The sequence below is a fragment of the Lacipirellulaceae bacterium genome (assembly GCA_040218535.1).
Classification (GTDB): domain Bacteria; phylum Planctomycetota; class Planctomycetia; order Pirellulales; family Lacipirellulaceae; genus Adhaeretor.
On record JAVJRG010000013.1, the window covers coordinates 94,451 to 112,977 of the forward strand.

The following is an 18,527-nucleotide window of genomic DNA, read 5'->3' on the forward strand; positions in this document are numbered from 1 at the left end:
AGAGACTTGCTGGAAGCACGCGTTGAGAACTTCCGGTACGTGCATTTTAGGGAAACGAGCGACCAAACGCAGTTGAGAAGTTTCGCCAGGGTCTCGGAGCGAAGTGAGGATTGCAACCGTGCTCAGAAACAGCTTCACTGGGCCGCGTAATGGCTAGCTAAAACTGGTAAACGGACGCTAGAATTCCGGGGAATCGTTGAGTTGTCAAAGAACTAATGAGCCGGCTGAGTTTTAGAACGCTACGCCTTTATTCCTCCACTAAATTACTCGATATCGTACTTCTTATGTTTCCTCGCAAGTTCCTGCAGTTCGCTTCTTCGCTGGGCAGAAAGCTCAACTAGATTAGCTCCGCACCATGGGCAAAACTTCACACCCATTTGGCACTCTATATTGATCATGAGGTCACGTTCGCCAGGATTGGCTCTAAGCACATCTATTTTTGAATAATCCACTCCTCGTGACTGAAGGTAAAATCCATACCCGCCGGGAAGTCGTTCACCAACTACTATTGAGAGTCCACGCTCGCCAGCGGATGCAAGCATATTGTTCAACCCATGACAGCAGAGCATATCACTCTCCTAATTTCTTCATGTATTCACGCATCTGTCCAGAAGATGGAGGAAGAATTCTAACTTCTGGAGTTACTATACCAGATGGCTCGTGCAAATCATTGATCCTTTGCAAGGAACCATTGAATTCCCATTCACGATACACATCTGCGGGGATGTCAAACTCGTATAGTTGTCCAGATGGATTATAGTGTCCTAAATCTCTGTCGGGGCTCGTTGACAAGTATCGTGAATCATCAATTCCACTCGACAAGTCCCCTTGATGGTAAACTTTTCGAGACGGCTGACTTGTAGCAGCATCATCTATTACTCTGGGGTCCAGCTTCCCCTTCCCGAACGAAGGTCTTGGGTTGAAGAATGGAAGCCCGGTCGCTTCACTAAATGCTTCCTCAGCAGCTATACGAGTCGCGCCTGATGCGATGATAGCAGCGAGGTCTCCAGGACTCCAAGAAGCCCTCAGGGCTTCATCGGCAGCACTAGGGATATGGTCCGCATAATTGTAATTCAGCATCGCTTGGTAGCTTGCATGCGACCTCGACCACGCCTTGCGAGTTTTTTCTAGTTGCCTCAGCGCATCGATACCGACGCCTCCGGTAATGTTGAACTCCTCTTGTCCCAACGGGCCTGACACAACGCCTGATGGTACGACAGTATCCGCATGGTCGCGATTGAGCCTTGCTTGTGCAGAAGCAAGCTCACCGCTAACTGCCGCAAGCTCAAGTTGTCTATTCGTTATCGCTGTCCCATTTCTCAAGGACGAGAACCAAACATTAGACAATTCTTCTATGTCACTCTCAATTGACTTCTTCTTGTACTCAAGCGACTTGATTTCTTGGATTAAATTGACTCCATCAACGACTTCATTAACTCCGTCCCCACCCCCCTCACTCTCACTCATCGCCCGGACGGTCTGCTGGGGCTCATCCGCCCCGCCAGTTCCATCGCTCACCGGCGCGTCATACTCGATGTGCTCAACCAACTCAGAGTTGTAATACGAGGGAAGACCATCGTGGCCCGTGGTCGTTGGATTGTCGCAGCCGTTTTGCGACGAGGTGCAGTTGGTCGTCTCCCACCTGTGAACTTCACCCGAGCCGTCGGCGGCTTGTTCTTTGGTGTAGCGGTCTTCGTCAATGTCGCGTTCTTCGTAGGGGTTGTCACCGAGCCCGTACTTCCAAGTCCTTCCCTCTGTTGTCAACTCCGCGGTAATCGAGTCTACAACGACCTGCTCGTCAGAACTCTTCGGTGCATAGCTCCCCTTGATCACCCGCCGCTGGCGATACTTGGAGTCCGTGGTATTAACCGACTTGTCGTGGTACACCTTGACCCAATCGGGAGTAGAGGTGTCGCTTTCGTCATGCCACTTTTCTAACCGTGTACTATGCCCAGTTTGCCCCGTGGTACCATGCTTGTACTCGAACACTTGCGTGTAGCTGCCACTGCCACGTCGCGAGGGTTGGCCAGAGTCGTCAAGAGCATCCCAGTAGCCGCCCTGCTCTTCGGCGGACGCGGTACTGAGGCTCTCATATTCGAGGTAATGGTACGAAGTGCTGTCCGTATAACCCAAGGGGCCTTCGACATCATTCGGGCCTGGCGCAGTAATCGAAAGTGACGGGTCGCCCCCGGTTCCCTTGATGTGCGAAAACGCGGTCTCGGTGCCGCTTGCTTGAAGCTGTCCACCCGAGACAAGCCCGTCGGAGCCAACGCGATGCTGACTCATGTAGGAACTCGTCTCACGGTTAATATCCGTTCTGACCCACTCGTAGAGTTGTCCCGAGTAGTTGCTTTCGTCAGCCAGGGTGATGTCGTCACTGCCCCCTTGATCCGCGACAACCTTGGTCATGAAGTCTCGATCAATCGCTAGTGACTCTTGATTTCCTTGGAGCGTATACGTTTGCTGATGGGTATTACTGATAGTGGTCAGCGTTTGGATTCTCTCGTCGAGAGGATGCTTGATGTCACGCCTGATCTCGTCCTTGGTCGTAAGGGTAAACTCTGTTTGCTGGGGATCGTTGCCATCGGTCTGAGTGACAAAGACGTCGAATCGGTACACGTTATGGCGGTCGATGTGATCGAGATCATCCCGATATAGTCCGTTGTCAATCGCCTTCCGCTGCTTGTACCACTTCTCGTTCTTCGTCCGCTCTTCGGTATACTCGGTCACCGAAGGATTGGTGTAGGTGATCACGCCTCCCAGGAAACTGAAGCCGCCGCTTGTATCGAGCGTGGAATTCGTATCGTGAGTGTTCTTGTACGTGGAGAGAGTAAAGCCTCCGTTGATCAACTTGAACGTGCCTCCGGTCTGGGTGGTGTTGCCTCCAGCGTTACCCCCAACACTACCCGAGCCGGTTTGGTCGCCTGAACGATCATCAACCTCCGTGCTGCTATCGTTGTTGCCGCCGTTCTCGTTATCGAAAACCGTCCGATCCCAGGAGACACTCCCAGTGGCCAAGTCGAACGAGAAGTTGTAATCCTTACCGAAGCCGCCCCCGCTGCCGTTACCTTCTTCGGTAACGGTCCCATCCCGCAGGGATCCACCACCCTCACGCTGGATGACGTCACCTCCGAATCCGCGCTTGCCACCACTGTCACCGAAGCTGGTGTAGCTGCTGTGACTGCGGAAGGTATTGCCAAACCGATCAATCGTCTGGGTCGTCGAGCCCTCACTCTCGCCACCTTGCTCGTTGCTCACATTGAAGACGTCGTCTCCCGGAGTGATGTCGCCTGAAGAATCTCCTTTACTGTTCCCGTCACTCTTGCCGCCGGAGATGACCCTCGTGATGGTCGTGGCCTCGGGTTCGGTCGTGATGCTGAAGTTGACCGTTTTGCCACGCCCTTTGCTGGTACTGTTGGTACGGGCGCTCGCACTGCCTGATTCGTTGGCGTCGCTTCCTCCTGCGCTCTTACTGTCAGAATCGCCGCGAGCGTTGCCAGTGCCACTGCCAGTGCTAAAGTTCAATGAGAAGTTCGTGCCGTCAGGGCTGGTGTAGACCGCGAAACTCGTTCCTCCTGAGCCGACGCGGCTTTGGCCGTCGAAGCCACCCTCGCCACCGTTTCGTGTGACTTCATCGTTATTAATGCTGCTTGAGCCGCTGCCGTCCGATTTGCTGGTGCCTTTGCTGTTGGAGTAGCCGGAGCTAAAGCTGCTGTTGCCCGTGGAGCTGTCAGGAGAGGTGTAGCGGAAGCTGATCTCTTCTGCGGAGTTCCCACGTTGGTCAGTTGTGCCGTTCACCTGCGCACGGCGTCCCTGGGATTCGGGGGTACCACTCGCCTCGTTGAAATTCCCATCGGTTGAATCGTTGCTGCTACCCCCTGAATCGCTCCGGTACTTGTAGGTGAGATTCGGGTCGCTATACCGGAACTGTTCGAGCGATTCGCTCGTTGACCGATCCGAGTTGTCGAAGGTGCCTCGACGTGTCGTAGCCCCGTTGTTCGTCGAGTAATCGTATTCTTCGCTTTCGACGATATCTCGCGTCCCTTTGGAGAGGTTGAAGCTAGAGCTGCTCGCCTTGAGGTAGCGCTGCCCTGGCTCGTTATGGCAGCCATGTTCGGAACCTGGCCCGAATGGGACGTTACAGTTATCACCGCCTCCAGCAGGGACATCGATCATTCCCGCGACCCCGCCAAAACTGCTGCCACGACTGCCAGTGGTCTCGGTTCGCTTGACCGTTCCGCTGGACTTGTTGATTGGCTCGTCACCCAGAGTGTTGATCGTGTAGTTGCCCTGATGCGAAACGATCAGACCATAGCTACTCGCTGAGCCATCGTTGAACGGAACGGTGTAGGAAGGCTCGTCTTTAGGGTTGACTATCGTCTTACCGGTCACACTACTGCCGCCACCGCCGTTCACGTCGAGCGTGATCCCGAAGTTCCCTGTGACACGTTGTCCTTGATCAGTGGTCGTGAAGTCGTAGTTCCCGCGGGTGTTGACCGAACCACCGCCTGCTTGACGCGAACGCGAATTGGCTGTGGTTGTGATTTTGGCTTGATCGGTATCGGAGGTCGAGGTTGATCGACTCGTGCCATAGGAGGTACTGGAGCTACTTGCGTTGGATCGCCCACCACCTGACCCGACGATCGTAAAGACCTCATCGACGGCGTTGATGGTGGCATTCCGCCGACCGCCACCTCCTGAAGTTTGCAGGAACGTTCCACCTCCACTACCGCTAGTTGAATTATCTGGGCCACTATTAGAGCCAAACGTCCCCGACCCGCCGCCGTGAGCGGTCTGGTAGAAGCTGGAGTTGGAGTAACCACTTGCCCGCAGGGTTTCAGTTGAATTGCTGCCGTTCGTTATCGTGGTTACTGTACCGCCGACTTGATAGGTCTCACTCGAGTATCCGTGACCACCATAGTGCCATGTTTCACTACGACTAATGCTGCCAGCAGAACCCCCTGCTCCAACGGTGTGCGAGGAACCACTGCCTGAGAAGTTCACCGTTGCGTAGCTGTTTTCACCAAGAGTGAAATTGCTTGTTTCCGTATCGCCTGAGTACGTCGTGTCGACAGAGATCGTTCCGTTGTAAAGCAGGCCATTGGTGACCGAGTCGTTACCGTTCTCTGATTCACCTTGCCCATCGTAGAGCGTTTCATACACGGTCGTAACCGTAACTTGAGAGTCAACGGTCGCGTACGCATCGTAAGATTCGCTGACGAGATTGGTAATGTTGCCCGAAGAGCCGAGTTCTCCCGTACGGGTAATCGTTTCCACGACAATGATGTTCTCAATGGTCGTGGTCGTTACGGTGGTGATTTGGTTCTCGAATTGGCTTGTGACAACCACCGTATCGTTGCGTTGCTCTTCGCGACGATTGGTTTCAGTGTGGCTAGCGGTGTGGGCGACACCTAGGGCCGTATCAAAAGTTCCCGTCTCACCATTGGCAAGCTCATGTGTGAACTTCTCTGAACCCCGAGCCTCGACCGGAAGTGGATCGCCTGTGCTGGCGGGACGAACCGCATAAGCAAACTCAGCATCTTCCTCAAAAAGGTCGTAGGTGCCGCTATAAGTGTCGTCGACTGTGTTGACGATCAAATCGGTGGCCGTTTCGAACCGGAACTGATAGTTACCGTTAAGCTCGATTACCACATCGCGATCACCTCCGGCAGGATCAGGAACCGTTTGGGTGGTTTCATAGCCGTGAAATTCGAGGAACAGCAAGTAGTTAATTGAATAAGTATCGTTTCCTTGATCTTCGACGTGCCTCAATAGGGAGACAGAGACGTTACCGCCAGGAAGCGTTGTCGAAAGGCTCTTTGGATAGTGCGTTCCGTCTGGCGCCTGATCCGACACCGTGGTCAAGCTGAACGATGTGCCTGCCGCGTAGACATCAACGGGTGCGGCAGCCGCTTCGGCAATGTCATCACCCGCTAGGAGAGCCGCCTCGCCGAAACCGAGATCCAAGGTGCCGGTCGTTGTTTCTTTCCCGAGAACCTGATGGTTGGTGTCGAGCTCATCCAGGGTGGCAAAGACGAGTTCTCTGAGCGCCTCCTGAACGAATTCGGGCGTCTGACTATCGGTTCCTTCCAACTCGGGCTGTTCGGTAGAGGCAGCCGAGAGATCGAACTGGGCTTCTTTAACGGTGCCTGCGGTCACGTTCGCTTGCGTGAAGTCAGGGGAGGCGTATTCAGAACTGACCGGGTCCCAATCGACCACTCTCGCGTAAAGTGTGATCGTTCCAGGAATTAAGTTGTGCGGCGTGAAGCTGAACGTGCCATCAGGGCGGGTAATCGTTGCTCCGATAACCGTTTCGCTCGAATCGATGCCGGTAGAAAACTCAACTCGTAGCCCGCCCTTTCGTCCATCGGGGTTGGTAATCGTCCCCTCGACGGTCGGATCGTCATCGGCAGCCCCTGCTAAGCGATCAAAGGTATCAACCCTCGCCGTCGTTCCGTTTTCGAGTTGGAACTTCATGGGGGTTGCAAATCCGAGTGACTCAGTTTGTGTCACCTCGTTAAAATGAACCATTCGCAGTTCGTAGTCATATTGTCCCAACGCTACGTTTGGACTGAATTGGAAGTATCCATCTTGGTCGGTAGCGACACGCTGCGTTGTTACCGGAGTCCCGGTCTGGTCGTCTGCGGCGAAGACTTCAAGCTGAACGATCCCGTAGGCAATTCCGCCAAGGATTGTCTGTCCACCGCCATTGTCTTGAACGATGGCAGCTCGCCCGGAGATGGCAGGATCGGTGACAATTGGATAATCGGGATCGGTTTGGTTCACTGTCTCATCTGATTCAGAGAAATCCAGGTCGGTGAACTGTTCGGTCTCATAGTTTGATTGGTCGTTGGTCTTCTCAAAATGCAAAGCCTGCCAGGGACCGTGAATTGGTTCATTTGCGTCTGAGAGATCGACGCCACGCACTAAGACGCTTGCAGTTCCGAAGGAGGAAGCTGGCAAGCCAATCGTAAACGTTCCACCATCGGCATCGGCCACGAACTGTGTTTCTGTGGAAAGCTCGTAGTTGCCGTAGCTCCACCAGTCCTCTGCTAGTTCAGGACGATCAAACGCGCTACCAAACAGGTAGTACTCCACCTTCAGATCGCCCGTGGCAACCGCGACGGGATAGTGAAGCTCACCATCAACACTGTCTGTCGAAGCAAGGTAGTTGAGTTCCTCAACTAGCGGCGCTCGCGTGAGAATAAAATCAAGCGAAGCGATCGTGCTCGTCCGCTCGTTACCGTAGTAGTCCGTCTCGCGAATGATGGCCGTGATTGTCTGAGTCAGCTCCCCTGGCTCCAATCCGACCGCATTGTATTGGAAGCTGCCATCCTCACGAGTGAGCGTGGTGCCATCGACCACACCGTCTCCGTTGTGATCGAACTCGATGGTTAGTCCACCCTTTCGGCCATCGTTCTCGATCGTACCCACAAAGATCGGCTCGGCAGACTGTTCGACGGAACCCGAAGCAGCTGTGTTATACCGCAATCGGAAGCCTTTTCTGTCGTCTTCCTCGGTGTTCGCTGGATCCTCAATAAAGTAAGCAGCCGTATTGTCGGTGACGTCGACCACGATGTCGACGCTCGTGGACCAAGTGCCATCGTTATTACTGTAGAGATACTTTAGGTTTGGATCGGCATAGTCCGGATTCCACATTGCGACACGCATGTCAAACGTGTAGCTCACCCCGGGGTCTAGCTCTTCGGGCAAATACGTGAACGTACCATCGGGCCTAATCGCAACCCAATCCTCAGGATCGTCGGAGAAAGTAGTCTCCGTGGACAACTTGATCTGCGCGTAAGCCTGTGTCGTGAGGCTTGTGGTTGGAATCTTTCCAAAGAGGGTTGGGTTTGCGGTATGGGTTGCTACTGTACCCGTATCGTGTTCGAGTCGGAACTCAATGTCGCTGGCAAGTGGAACGATAATCGGTCCTGGCTGGTAGTTAATCGTAATTTTTGGCTTGTTCTTGCCAGGGACGTCTCCTACCCCACTTGGATCGGGTAGCAAACCTTCGACTTCAAATTGGTGCGATCCCTTTGTTATCTCATTCAACTGATAACGGAAGAAACCGTTGCTATCAGCATAGGTGTGGCCGTTCGGTTCGGTATCGCCGACAACATAGACGGCTACTTTGACCGCCTGCCCATAGCCACCGACGGTAACACGGCCTGTAATGACTCCGCTCTTGCTCTCGTTGTTTTCATCGATGTCTTCGATCCACAAATCGGTAACCACTGCCGGTTCCGCGCTCGCGTGATAGAAGGTCAGCGACGTATCGGTAGCCAGCTCATCGCTCCAAAGACCGATCACTCGTTCCGAACCGTTGATCAGCACGGCCCTGGCGCGAATTGTTTGGGGACCATGAGCGAGTTCTTCGGGAGTGTACGTAAACGCCCCGAACAAATCAGCATCTGCCCTGCCATCCGCCAGATCGTCGTCATCGTGATCGAACTCGACGATGACTTGCCCGACACCCTCGGGAACCTCTACCGTGCCAGTAAGGACAGGGTAAGTCGAGACGGGTAGATCCACATCGGAAACGTCCCTGGTCCCTTCGCTACGCTCCAATTCGAGCAGGGAGACGGTAGGAGGAGCGGTTTCTGCCAACTGGAAACTGAACTCCAACCAGTCCCCGATCAATGGCTGTGTATCGCTGTAGTAGTCAATCGCGCGGATATTCAGCGTTACGTCACCTACCGAGATTCCGGTGGGTGTGTACTCAAAACGCCCTTCACTATCAACGGTCGTCGTTCCATCGGCCACGCCGTCAGCGTTGTGATCGATCTCAACGGTCATGCCCGCGACGGGGACCTTCGTTGTGTCTGAGGTTTCGGCATTTGGGTTTGCCAAGAGAACTGTGGTGATGGTACCGCGGATGGTGGGGTCGGAGGAGACAGGACCGTCACCTGCCACAACCTCACGCGGATAGGCCAAACGCAGTCTCGGATCAAATTCTTCTTCAGTGGCTGGTGCAGGGCCATCTGCTGGCGTTACTGCAGGTGCCGGATTGACAAGTGTGAACTCAATCGGTTGCCAGTCTCCTTCGATCCGCTGGACGTTCGCGTCTCCGTCAACGACGGTGGTTTTCTCAAGGGTCGTGATTGCTCGCGCAGAAAGTACCACTTCACCTGGTTCAAGCCCTTCAAACTCATAGTCTTCGCGGTTGACGACGCTCTGACCGTCTTCCAGCACAATCGACGCATCGGCAATTCCATCGCCGTCGTAATCGATCTCGACTTCGCGGCTACTGACCGAATACCCATCGATACTTGAGGCCAGATCAATCGTCCCTTCCAAAGAAGCTCTTACGTGCGTTCCATCTTTGCCCACAACCAGGTCATCCCCATTATCCGAGAGTGGAATAATCTGAGAGACTGGGATCTCATAGGGGTGCGGCACAAATGGGTTGGTACTTTGACCCAATGGGACTGCTTCACCGAATACCAAGCCGTTGACATCGACACCGACGGGACGAAGTTCAATTCGGAGATCACCTTCCGCAGGCAAATCATCTCCCCTCAGATCGTAGTCGTAGTCGAAGCGATAACCCGTATCGGTATTGGTTTCGTCAGGCGCATCGAATTCGATCTCGGCAATTCCCAGATGAACCAGCGAGTCGTTATTGTTGCTATCAAGGATTCGTACCTCAACGTACCGAGGCGCGACCGTTTCGTAGTTGTCGGCGCTGTCTTTGGGAACCTTGACCGCCCCGCCAACCTCTAAGGTGAAGAAGTCAGTAGCCTGATCCACATCGTGGTTTTCGACTTTGAAGTCACTGTTCGAGAGACCGTAAGAGTTAAAGGTGACTTGAGTGGAATGGCTCGTTCCGACTAACGCATTGCCCGTGAGGTAATTCGTCTCACGTGGCACTGCCTTGATGGTAATGTTGGTTCCGAATGACAAGCCCACTGGCGTAAACGAGAACGTACCGTCACGATCAACGAGCGTACTCCCCAAGAACTCATTGTCACCACCGGGATCGCGATAGAAATCAACGGTCACGTTTGCCAATGTGTCTGGATCGATAATGCTGCCGGTGACGGTCGGATCATAGCCGCCATGGCTCAGAGCGGGCTGCTCAAGCAGATCTACTGTTGCCGGTGACGGCTCAATCAGCGTAAATCCGGTGAAGAGCCCCGCAGAATCGGACGGGTCACCGGTAGCCGTAAGGGGGTGCCAACCGTCGTCAATCGAGCTTCCCTTCACGGGGTCGTATTCTTGAACCCGCACAACGATGTCGTGATGACCGGCGGTCAGTCCCTCAGGTTGATAGTAGAAATTGCCATCGGAGTCGGTGATCGCGGTTCCAAAGATGGTCGCTCCACCGTCCAGGCTGAACTCGACGGTCGCATTGGCGTGGCCCGTGTTGTCACTGTCGATAACACGGCCAACGAGCGTGGGATCGCTGGTGACTCGATCAAGGGTTACGTAGGAGTTGCCTAAGAGGCCTGTATCGAAAGCTAACTCGAAGGTTTCAACCGTTGGCGACTGGTTGGCTGTGGATTTGAATTCGACCACATCGCTCCACTCACCGAAGACTTCATACTCGTACGGCTCTGGCGTCTCGCTGGTGAACTTCTCGACGACCCGCGCACGAATCGCGAAGTGTCGATCCGTATTCCCAGCAGCGGTCAGGTACGACTCGATCGCCTCGGGGGTAAACTCAAAAATGCCGTCGTTGTCGGTGAAGGTACTTCCATCGGGCAGATTGTCCCAAGTGGTACCGTTTGACGAATACTCAAACTGCACCCTGCGCAACGAAAGGTCTGCCGCGTCACCCAGGGCTCCGATGACGGTCGGATCAATAGCGTCAAGTGCACTATAATTGCCATCTTCATCTCTTGGGTGTTTCAATTCCAGCGTGGGCGTCGGAAGCGTATCGTCAGCCTCAATGGTCAATGATGCCGTGATTTGGCCATCCGGCACTGCATCAGCACCGTATTGGGGCCGTAGGAAGCGCAGATGGAAAGTGTTGGTGCCGACGACATAGCTGGGAAGCTGGTAGGAGAAGCTACCGTTGGCGTCCGTGATAGCTGCTGCTTCGAATTCGGTTCCGCCGTCGAAGGAAATCTCAATGGCGATGCCTTCGCGCTGAGCATTGTCGATCTCAGTTCCGCCGAATCGCTTGAGTCCGCCCGAAATCGTAGGGTCCGTATAGTCGCTCTGAGCATCGAGCTGGATGACAAATGGAGCGGTATCTCCCAAGTCGAGCTCATATTGCTGCAACCCTTCAGTAGTAAGATCTCGGTCGAGGCTTGTCCAATCGGTCGTGTAGTCCTCGAAGAGTTTTTCCCAATCACGGGTGAAGTCGCTGTCATACCAGGCGCCTCCCAGTTCCGTGCCGTCACCAACGAACAGATCATTCAACCAGGCATCGGAAATATCGGGGACACCATTGCCGTCGGCATCCTGGCTCCAGCCGGACTCATCGACTTCGGTTTCAGGATTATCAAACGTGTAGCCGGTTAGGTAACCATCAGCGCTGAGCAGTCCTTCCGAATCAACGTTCAGCCATGCATCTTCAAACTCGGGAGCTTTGGCGGTGTAGTCCGGAACTCGTACCCGCGCTTGAATGTCGAAGAACTCATCATCAATAAGTCCCGGCATGGTGTACTGGAAGTTGCCCAGTTCGTCGGGAGTCACTTCAACAATCGTTTCGTCCGATTCTCCCAAACGAAGCTCGACGATAACGTTCGCTTTGTCTCCTAAATAGTCGACCGTCCCTTTCACTGTGGGGTCGGCGGTCTTGCCGTCTTCACTATTATCGCCCGTGTTATAGCTCAGCTCATAGCCGGATAGCGTTGCTGGTGACTCCGCACTAGCGCTGACCTTCAATGGAACCGCATTGCTGAGAGTACCTCGAATCAGAGAACCTTGATTGGTTCGCGTACGCAAGCCATCCCACTCAATGGCCCGCGAATAGACGTCGTAGTTGGTGTCGTCCTCCAAGTCGAGGGGGCGGAACTCGAAGTTCCCCTCCTCATCGGTAACCACGAAGCCGCTTTCAACACGAATAGGGTCTTCTGGATCATCAGGAACATCCGGGTCAAAGTTGGCCCCGGCAACAACGACATACCATTCGACGAGCAGGCTGTCAGCTGAACCGTCATTTGGACCGTCATTGCTGATCTTCCCTGTCACGAGCGGATCGACCACAATTCCGTCGTTGTTGGAATCGTACTCGAGGACGAGAAGGCTGACTGTCGTCTCATCATTTTCCATTTCGTCGTAAGTGAACGTATAGTGATCGACCTCTGAGTTCGTTGCGTCATCATCGTAGTAATCACCGATGAGCTTAATTTGACGGTACTCGTCCCAGGCGACAGCCCGAGCCCGGATTGTGACCGTGTCGCCGTGATCCAATCCTGGCGGAAGATACTCAAAGTTGCCATTGGCATCGGTAATGGTTGCGCCTGACAGAACCGTCGGTTGGGCATCATCATGATAGAACTCAATGATCACGCCTTCGGCAGGCCCGTAATAAGCAGCGTCATTCAGATCAATCTGACCGCTGAGCCAGGGATCACTGGTAACTTCATTAGTGTCATCGTCACCTGTGTCGTGACCTGGCTTGATGCCGAACGAGTGAATATTTGGGGCTTTTTGTTCGTGGAGCCTGAACTCGATGTTGGCAGGGTCTTCGGGATCCTCCGCTGAAAAGACGATCGCATTCACATCGTCAGTCAGTGACGAGGGCTCTTCGATGACGACCCAGACTTTGACATCCTTGAAAGTCTCACTAGCGGATAACCCATCAAGCAACCCCTCTGGCAAGAAACTAAACTTCCCATCGGCGTCGGTTTCGGTAGAGCCGTAGCTGGGGCGCCCTATATTGCCCGGATAATTCGCCCCTTTCTCCTTGAAAAAATGTACCGTCAGCCCTTCGGCAGCCCCTTCTCCGCCATCATTGAGGACGGTGCCTTCGATGGTGGGATCGATTGTGTTGTTGGGTATGCTTCCCGTGTCGTTAGAAAGCTTGAGTGTCCCACTCTCGAACGTAGGTGGATCGTGCGCGTCAGGGTCAGGAATAAAGTCTATATCTCTGGGGTCACTGTATAGGTAGCTACTGCTTGCCCCCGACCACTCCCGCGCACGAACCGTTACGGTATTCGACGCATCGAAGACTAAGTCAGATTCTTCAGGATTGATCGTGTAATACCCCAGGGAAGGATCATCCTCGGAAGCCTCCACCTGAACAACTTCGTCATAAGTGCCGTTGTTGTCGTAGTCTACTTCGATCTCAATGAGATCGACAGATCCATCATTTGTCACTGTACCTCGCAACGCGGCATCCGCCGTACGACTGTCGTTAGCGATTCCCGTATCGTGTACAAGTTCTGGGTCAGAGGGCAAGACAGGCACATCATCGATATCGGCCACATTGACCGTAATCCACTCAGAAACTCTCAATGGCGGATTACCGGTGTCAGTGACGCGAACTTCGATCTGGTGGGTGCCATCTTGATCCTCGGTCGGGGACCACGTGAGGAGACCGTTCCCATCAATGTCTGCACCTGCTGGTGCGCCAGGGCCAAGCGAGAATTTCTTGTCGAGTCCGTTAGCCACGGTGGCATTGACCGTGACGCTTAGGGTCTTGAGCGGATCGTTATCGTCGTCGTTTGCCTCGTGGAGGTTGAAGACAAAACCTGAGGTTTGGGAGTCGATGTCGACGATCGCGATGGGGTTGGTGCTATTGGTGTTTCGCAGGTAAACGGTTTTGGTGGTCGTGTCGGTGCCGTCAGCGACTTGCAGAATGATGGCATGCGTCTTATCAAGCGTGGTGCCATCGTAAGAGAGTTTCCAGACGGCGGTCATCCCGACTCGATCCAGCGAAACTCCAGGTACACTGGTCAACGAGTCGTCAAGAACAAGTAAGGACGCATCTTCATCGCCGTCTCCCACGGTAATCTCTAGCTCGGCGACGTTGTCAACTTCCCAAATCGCTCCGTCAATGGTTCCATGACCTACAGCAGGCGTTCCCAGAGTGATACTCGGAGCCTGATTGCGACGTACGACGCGGACTGCGTCGGCGTAAATGACATCACTCGCTCCATTACCTGCATCGTGAGCCAGCGTTACTGTGAAGTCGACCGAGCTATCGACTGTAAAGCGGCCTTCGCTATTGGCTTGGGGGTTTTCGAGTCGATGCCAAGCCGTTCCGCCGACTACGCTACCTGAGGGATTTTCGGCTTGGCTGACGGCAAATGTTTCGTTTCCTACTGAGTAAATCGCGCTACTGCCAGGAGTCCCTTCTGAGACTGACCACGTGACGTAGACGTCGTAGTCTCCTGCGGGGAGATCCGTAAAACTCCAGGTCGCCTCATTGGCGACGTCGTTATTGTCCGCAGAACGCTGCGCTCCATTGAAGCCGCCATCCGCAGGAATCCATCCTGAACCAACATCCAAGTAGCCGATCGACGCATCCTCAGCATCGTCCACGTTGTCAGCGACTTCGAGAGCGTCGTACCCTTTTTGCCCTAACAGGATGTTGTTTCCGCTTTTTCCATCAAGCGTGTCCGAACCCTCACCGCTGGCAATTACATTATCAAGGTCATTGCCCATCAGGACATCGTCGTTGTCGGTTCCAATAATCTCTTCGATTTGATCCAGTCCTGAGTTGGATAGCTGCAACTTTGGGTTGTCAGTTTCTTCGAGTAGGGTTTGGTATGCAGCGTCATCAGGCGTGAGACTCAAGTCGAGCGTTGCCCCCTCGGTCCCCGTCCAGGTCGAGAGGTCGATCTTGTCGGTACCTGCTTCGTCGTTGATGCGAGCGGTGGTCGTTACGTCGTCGGAGAGTTGATAGACATCATCGCCAAAACCACCGACCAACAGGTCCACTTCATTGGTTGGCGTTCCGCCTGGGTTGAGCGTGTCGTCGCCACCCTCGCCGAGCAGTTCATCGGCACCGTCGCCGCCGAGCAACACGTCGTCGCCTAAACCGCCACGAAGGACATTTGAAGACGTGCTCCCTGTTAGTTTGTCGCGATAACGTGTGCCCGTTGCGTTCTCGATCTGGCTACCGACTGCAATGGTGAGATTTACTGACGCTAGAGTTGCGTCAAAGACTGGTTGAGCCGTGTTGCTGTCGAGATCTAGCTCGGCTGGGAAACCGGATGCGTTGTAGGTGTCAGGTATCGCGAGAAGAGTTTGAGAGAGATCAATTTCGTCGATGCCAACAGTCCCTTCATCTACGATCAAGACATAGGTGGCACTTTTCTCAGTAAGCAAGTAGCGATCCGATCCCTCGCCTCCATCTAGTAGAACGAGTGTTCCACTTCCACCTTCCAATAAGTCGTCTCCGGCCTCACCTTCTAGAGTGTCATCCCCTGCATTGCCAACGAGCCGATCGTCCCCTTCACCACCTTCTAAGCTGTCGTCACCATCACCTCCAAATAGGCGGTCGTTGCCTGCTTCTCCGTAGAGGTTGTCATTGCCGTCACCGCCTTGCAGGACGTCTTCACCTTCACCACCGTAGATCGCATCGATGTCTTCGCCGCCGAAGATCTCATCGTTGCCAGCATCGCCATATATCGTGTCACGGAGTGCGGTGCCGAAGATCGTGTCGTCCCCAGCACCGCCACGGATCTCTATGGTTCCTGGGATTCCATTAATGACTAGGCTCGGGAAGTGCTCTTCGCTAACCCGGCTCAGATCAATCCGATTGTCACTGCTGCCAGCCGTGATGTCGATCGACGTCACCTCGCTAGCGAGGATGTCGGTCACCTGACCGTTGAGAGTGACGTAGCGCACTCCCTCAATGGGTGCTGTCGCCACGGTAATGTCTTTGAACTGCGAAAAGATATCATTGATTCGCAGTTGGCCCTCGACAAGCTCGATCGGCTTGGTGAGTTGGAACCGTTGGGCAGAGAGTTGGTTGCCGTCTTGAGTCGCCAAGAAGAATTCACCGACTCCGTTGGTCGAAAGCGAAGGTTTCCCGATGCTATTTCCGGGCCCTTCACTACCGCTAAGGACAACATTGCTGTTGGAATACGTTTGGCCGTCCTTCTCGTACCAGCGAATCTGAATGGCACTTTCTGACCCTCCTCCGATAACGATCTCTTCAGGAGAGTAATCCGCTTCAAGAAGAATGCTGGGGTCGTAGTTGGACTGAACGAAGTAGGAACTTGCGCTCTTCCAAGCAATGCCAATCCGTCCCAAATTATCGACGGCCAATCCGGGGCGATCGAGCGTCAAGGTCTGCGTGAAGTTGGGGACTTGCCCAGTGGTTATGCCAAGGTTGTCGAGAGTACTTCCCCTTGCTACTTCGATGTGTTCGCCCCATCCACTCTGGTCGTCGTATTGACGCATTAACAGGCGATCTTCCTCACGCAGATAATCATGACTGCTGGTGAGCGTCCAGCCTGCTTTACGATACCAGGCAACCGTAACCCTTCCCTCTGCGTCGATGGCAACGTCGTAAGGGGTGACCTCATGATTCGCTGCGCTGCTGCTCACCAAAAAGCTTGGAGTGACAAGGGTTTCGTCATCAGCACCACCAATTGGTGAAGAGGTTGATTCGTATTTCAGCGCACTTCCGACTGGATTCCCTCCTGCCGAGTAATGACGCATCAAGCCTGCTCGTTCACCAGCACCTTCTGATTGCGACCAAATGAGGTAGAAGCTGCCGTCCTGATCAATGGCCGCATGTCTCCCACCCAAGCTGGTTTGGATCGCATTACCATCGTCGATTTGTGCAAGTCGCGGTGCCGCATCGAGTGACAGGCCTGAAGTCGTGTATCGCCGAAACATCAAATCACCATTGGCAGCCTGCCAAGAGATGACGGTTTGGCCACTTGCATTGGTGACAATCGAAGGTGCATGGTGGTTCATTGGGTCCGTAGTGACTTCAACGGGAAGTTGATCGATGGGAGTGCCATCTGACTGGTATCGCCGCAAGTACAATTTGAAGTTACTACCGTCGTGGCCTTTCCAAGCAACGGCAAAGCGTCCACGATCATCAATCGCGGCATTCCAGGTGGCAACCGCGATCGATTCGGTGCCCAAATCAACCATTCGAGGCTGGCTCGCGGCAGCACCATCGGGGTTGATTAGTTGAGCGTAGACGCCAACACCCTCACTGCCATCGTCCTTCCAAACAGCGATTGATTTGCCTTGTGCGTTTGTTGCGACCCGTGCTTCGGCTGGATAGGTCGGACTGATAAGTGTCTCAAGCTCAAACGGCTTATCCGCAAGAATCGGCTTCGCTCCATACTCATGAGCACCAATATCAATCGAGGAGCCGACGACGCGATCCAAGTAGTGCTGCGTCCCTGGATTCGGCGTAGACTGATAGTGAAGCTCATCTCCTCCATCCTTCGCACGGCTATCTGATGTAGGCATGTGCGTCGGGACAGGTCCGCCATAATTTCCCAGCGGCAGGAGTTCGGGACTTTCATTGGCGTCGAGCATCTCGTTCTGTAATGTGTCGATGCCTGCGGCATAATGTCGACCAATCAAGTTGTTGGCACTGCTTACGTCGACTCCGCGGGCCAGATCTCGCGTATTCGCAATGCCCCCAATATTCCCTGCCACAATGGAATTGAACAACGTGACATCGGCGTCGTTTAGATTATTGAGTACTCCTGCCGAGTCCTGAGTGACGATATTCGCTGTTACCGTTGAATTGATCAGTGTTAACGAAGGGGAGCCGCTAGTCATGATCCCCGCGCCGATCAGTGCCTGGTTCCCACTGACGGTTGTATCGACCAGGGTCGCTGAGCTTGTATCTGAGCCAAATGCGTAAAGCAGGAGTCCACCTCCACGACCACCACCAACGGTCGTGTTGTTGGCGAGGGTCGAACGAACCATTTCTAGGGTGTCGTCCCCATAAGCTCGGAAGAAGATGCCGCCGCCGTTCTTTGCAGCATGGTTGTTCGAGATCAACGAGTCGATGATCTGCACACTGCCGCTCTGGTTATAGAGCCCGCCACCATGTTTGTTGGTTCCCACAGTTTGGTTACCGGTGATGACGACTTCGATTAAGTCCAGCTCGGCTTCGTTGTAGATACCTCCTCCGTGGGAACCGGAAGAGCCTCCCGTAATCGTGACTCCTTCGATGGTGACTTCATTACCAGGGTACGTCCTAAATACCCGATTGTTCCCTTTGGCGTCGATCGTGAGCAGATCAGCTCCGGGCCCTTCAATGGTCACATCACTGTCGACAACTAGTTGGCTTAGCGCCGCATCCAACTCGATGGTTCCATTCCACAAAAGGGGAGCGAACTTGATTGTGTCCCGCTCTCCGGCTTGGTGCGTTGGGTCATTCGCAGAGTCGGCTAATGCTTCGCGCAAACTCCACTGATCGTCCGTGGACGTGCCTGCAACAGAGACATCCTCTAGCGTCGACACCACATAAGTATCCGCTGCCAACATCTGTCGTGGCTCGAGTTGCTCAATCAGTGAGTGCCGACCGAGTTGCAACTTCTTTGGTTTACGCTTTTTGAAAACTCGCTTGAAGCCAAGTTTCGTGAGAGTTTTGTTCCAACAAGAGGGATAGCTACGCATTTGAGATCCGGTTGAGCTTG

General features: G+C 54.0%; 1 protein-coding gene. It reads right to left on the reverse strand.

What is annotated here, in order from left to right; translation table 11 throughout:
• Positions 1 to 570 precede the first annotated feature (570 nt).
• Positions 571 to 18,507 carry a choice-of-anchor Q domain-containing protein gene (locus tag RIB44_20770; protein ID MEQ8619015.1) on the reverse strand — a complete coding sequence of 5,979 codons (17,937 nt, stop codon included), beginning with the start codon at positions 18,505 to 18,507 and terminating at the stop codon, positions 571 to 573.
• Between the last annotated feature and the right edge of the window lie 20 nt (positions 18,508 to 18,527).

Excerpts from the sequence above, each read along its gene's own strand:
- RIB44_20770 (MEQ8619015.1), bottom strand. The coding sequence starts at position 18,507 with ATGCGTAGCTATCCCTCTTGTTGGAACAAAACTCTCACGAAACTTGGC.